Source organism: Protofrankia coriariae (genome assembly GCF_001017755.1).
Taxonomy (GTDB): domain Bacteria; phylum Actinomycetota; class Actinomycetes; order Frankiales; family Frankiaceae; genus Protofrankia; species Protofrankia coriariae.
Genome location: NZ_JWIO01000027.1, coordinates 1 through 4,424 on the forward strand (window position 1 = coordinate 1; position 4,424 = coordinate 4,424).

At 64.9% G+C, this 4,424-nt stretch carries 2 protein-coding genes; both read left to right on the top strand.

What is annotated here, in order from left to right:
- Positions 1 to 889: 889 nt before the first annotated feature.
- The gene (locus FrCorBMG51_RS25400) at positions 890 to 1,414 is read left to right on the top strand and encodes a helix-turn-helix domain-containing protein (protein WP_052914730.1); all 525 of its coding nucleotides are present in this window, start codon (positions 890 to 892) and stop codon (positions 1,412 to 1,414) included.
- 1,506 nt (positions 1,415 to 2,920) lie between these two features.
- Positions 2,921 to 4,285, top strand: a complete 1,365-nt coding sequence (locus FrCorBMG51_RS31445; RefSeq protein ID WP_235433640.1) for an N-acetylglucosamine kinase — start codon at positions 2,921 to 2,923, stop codon at positions 4,283 to 4,285.
- Positions 4,286 to 4,424: the final 139 nt, after the last annotated feature.

Genomic DNA, 4,424 nt, shown 5'->3' on the forward strand with positions numbered 1-4,424 from the left:
CCGGGGCAGCTATGCCTGGCTCATTTCATAGTTGTCAGGCCCGATCGATCATTTCTGGCCGTGGCCGGAGCATGGCCTGACCTGGACGGATACCGGCGGCACGCCGAAGGTGGGACTGTCCGTAGACGGTGTTTCCGAGCTGCTGAAGCTGGTCGACGAGGCCGTCGGGCGGTGCGGGCTTTGCCGCGGCTGTCTGGAGCGTGGGCGTTCTGGTTGACTGCCTGCCATGGCCGCGACGGTCTCGTCGATTTCGAGACGGAGGACTTCACTCACGACGGCAGGACGCGGACGGTGCACCGAGCCGGCACGGGCCCGGCTGTGATCGTGATCGCGGAGCTGCCGGGTATCACGCCGAAGTCCGAGCGGGATGTGACCGGGGCCGGTGGACCACCGATCCCTGCTACCAGTCGTTTAACTACCAGACACGTCAAGTATGAATGTCGATGCGGTACGTAGCGACAACGGCCATGGCAGTTGGGGATGTTCGGAGTGCGCCGCCGAGCGCACGCTGGTTGAGGCAGGTCAGAGCCCCGCAGCCGATCACACGGCGCGGGCTCTGGGCTTTTCTGATCTTCAGTACTGCAGTTTGTACTGCAATTGAAAACGATCAGCACTCGGGCGCTCCGACGCCACCCATACCATCATCACGTTCCGTAGCATCCGGCCGAGTCCACGGAGCCAACCGGCCAAGGATGCCGTCCACCCATGCTCGCCGGCCGCTCACCGATCCGGTTCACCCGCCTGCCGCTTGAGACGAGGATCTCGACGCCTGGATCGCCCGAAAATCGTCGATCATGAAGGATGGCTAATATATCCCATCGCAAACGATGTCAGCATTCCGTCCCGCACACCGCCGACCCGGATGTCGGCCGCACCCCGGGAGGGCGAGATGCCGCCCGCCAACGGCCTCTACAGGGTTTCCTGGCAGTTACTCGAACGGGACGAAATGTGCGCAGCGCTGCGCGCCCGTGACTTCGGCGCGGCCTTCCGGCTGATGAAGCAGTACGACGGTGCCAGCCAGAACCGCATCGCCTCCCCTGTGGAAGGACTCACCCAGAGCCGCATCAGTCGGGTCATGCGCGACAAGGAACGCATCATCTCCATTCACCCGATCGAGCGTATCGCCGACGGCCTCCGCATCCCTGGCCATCTGCTCCGCTTGGCTCCGCGCCCGTGGGAGATCCCCGACCCCGCATCCGGACCAGCACCGCCGAACGGCTTGCCACCGGATGTCGTGGTGGTTGTCGCTGCTGACGCCGGTCTCCTGAACGGGGCTTCATCGATGCCAAGTGGACCATCGGAATGTAGCCAATCGTGTAGCCAAGCCGGCGGACGTCCACGGACGGCGATGGTCGACGGCGGAACCGGCGCCCAGGCCCCGCCGACTGTGCGGACGAACACGGACGTCGGCTGACGAACCAGACCGACTTTGTAAGGCAGGGGTTTACGCCGAGTAGCACCGTCGACAACGACACTGCCTACACTCGGCGCTCGACGAGCACCGTCTGTCGTCCATCCGACACAGGGGCGTTCACTAACCCATCTTCCGTAACGGACGGTGCATGTCTACTATCCGAATGTGGCAGAAAATTTCCTGCTTGCTCTGGCGAGCGCGCTCCGCACGTTCGCGTCTTGGCTTAACGGTGAGTTCGGCTTCCCCTGACCCCTCGCGCTCATCCTTTTTCTGCCGCTCTTTCTCTGGCTGCTAAGCAGCTTAATATGGTGGATGCGCGGAACCGCTTTTCCAATTCTGTGCGAATACCAGACCACTCGTGATCAACCGTGCCGCCGGATTACCGCCGGAGAGTGGCACCGATGCTGGCAGCATACTCGCGTGTGGCGCCGTCGAACGGACCAGCACCTAGTCAATCCAAGGAAAATTAGACGATGGGAAGTCGAACGACGAGGGCGGATTGTTGAGCGCGATGACGTCCATGGCGCGGGATTTTTCAGCAACCGCTCTGGTCGTACGACACTCCTTTACCGTCGAGGGTTTGCGCGCCCTCCACGGACCGTTTTAGCGGATATACCGAGAGAAATACGGACAGCCTACAATAAGGTCGCGACAGCGTACAGGTTATTCAGAGCGGGGACGTTGTCATTCTCGCAAATTTTTGGACGTAGACCATTGCCTTCCACATCCGGCGTGTCCAGCGTGATACCTATGGTTGTATCTGCGACTCGGGTAATCGCTGCCATCGTCGCGGCCGGCCTTCTCCTCGTGCTAATCTCCGTGCTTGTTCCGGATACGCCGGCAAGATACATGGAGTACTCTTCGGGTGGGCTTTTCATTTATGCGTGGGCAATCGCCCACGCCGCCGTATGGGACAGGGACACCGCATGGCGCCGCCGCTCGACAACAGAAGCATTCAAGTGGACAGGTCAGTTCCTCTTGTTCTCGATTTTTCTCGGTGGGATTTTACAGATAGGGTAAAGCCCAGCTACTCGGCTACCTCGACGGTTATAGCGACGGGCGCTCTCTCCGGGCGGGACGCCAAGCCCATCGACAGTCGTGCACACTCGATGAGCTTCAAACCATTGACGCAAAAGGGTGCAGTTCGCGAAGATCGTATTCTGAGGAGTGAATTGCTGGACCACGGAGGGGCTGGTTTCGGGCATTCGGGAAGACGCTAAGAGCCTGGCTTCCAGCGTTGATCTTATCGGTGTTCGGTTAGCGGCTGCTGGCCTTCTTTCCTGTCCGGGTCGGACGGGTCCGGCTCGCGGGTTCGCGGCGATTCATGCTTCCTACCGGAGGCTGTCGACCGCGTCCTGAGCGTGCTTCCTCCGTCAAGAACACGCCTCGACGAAGCGTAACCGAATGGCTACTTTCGCCATATGGACAGCGAGTTCGTCGGCCGCGGAACCGCAAATTTCGATCTTGCCTGGCTTCGGATGGCTTTCCACGACAGGTTGACCGGACATGCGGACGGCGCACGACCGGTATCCGGTCGTGCTAGCGGTCCACCCGTCGGTGCTGGTCGCGCCCGTGTGCGCAGGCTCTGGCCGGGTGTGTTCCGAGGTTCCTCCAAATCCCTGGATCCAGGGGGCGGGCCCCGGCGGACGAAGATCTTTAGGGCGCTGGCTGGCGCGAGCCGTGCTCGTCGGTCCCGCCGAACACCCGGGAGCGCTCAGTCGCGTCCGGGCTGCCCCCGAAGTGACCGCGCTCCCTGGTGGGCGCGTCGACGCCCCGTCCCGTCCGGGAAACATCGATCCGAAAGGGCGAATCCGCTTGCCTACCAGACCCAGTCTGCCTGGAGTGCTCGCCATCGACACCGGCAACAGCAAGACCGACGTCCTTCTGATCGGCGCGGACGGCACCGTCCTGGGCAGTGCCCGTGGCGGTGGCTTCCGACCGCATCTGGTCGGGGCACAGGCCGCGGTCGCCATGCTGGCGCCGTTGGTCCGGACCGCCGCCGCGCAGGCCGGGTTACCGTCGGAGGAAAACCCCGTGGCGGAGCACACCAGCGCCTGTCTGGCCAATGCCGACCTGCCGGTGGAGGAGGAGCGGCTGCGGAAGGCCATCGAGGAGCAGGGCTGGACGCGGTCGGTGTCCGTCCGCAATGACACCTTCGCTGTGCTGAGGGCCGGGACGGACGACGCGTGCGGGGTCGCTGTGGTCTGCGGCGCCGGAGTCAACTGCGTGGGCCTGGTGCCGGACGGCCGGACGGTGCGTTTCCCCGCTCTCGGACGGCTGACCGGTGACTGGGGTGGCGGCGAGGCGCTGGCGGTGGAGTGCATGTGGCACGCCGTCCGGGCGGAGGATGGTCGCGGTGCGACGACCGCGCTCGCGTCCGCCATCGCCGCGCACTTCAACCTGTCGAGCGCGACCCGCCTCGCCGAGGCGGTCCACCTCGGCGAGATCGAGCAGGACAGGCTTCATGAGATCATCCCGCTTCTGTTCGCCACGGCCGCGGCGGGCGACGCGGCCGCGCTCGGTCTGATCGACCGTCAGGCCGACGAGATCGTCCGGCTCGCTCTGGTGGCGCTCACCCGGCTTGACCTGCTCGACACGCCGACCCCGCTCGTCCTCGGCGGTGGCATGCTGGCCTCCCACCAGCCGCTGCTGCTGGACAACCTCACCGCCCGGCTGGCCGCCTGCGCGCCGCTCGCCGAGATTCGGCTGCTGGTCGCTCCTCCGGTGGTCGGGGCCGCGCTCCTCGGCCTCGACCACCTCTCGGCCGCCCGGCCCGGCTTCTCGGCCGCCCGGCCTCCCGGCGGCTGCCGTGAGGCTCAGCAACGGCTGCGGGCCGCGTACCCGTCGCCGCTGCCATGGCCACCGCTGTGAACAGGAGCCTGCCGGGATGGCCAAGGGATGCGCTCCGTTCCCCGGATGGCAGAAATGATCTCTTTTGCCCACGCTGTCGGATGACGGTGGCCGAGCCGGTGGGCAAGGTCGGCCAGGCGCGTCCGCCGCTCGGCGGGCG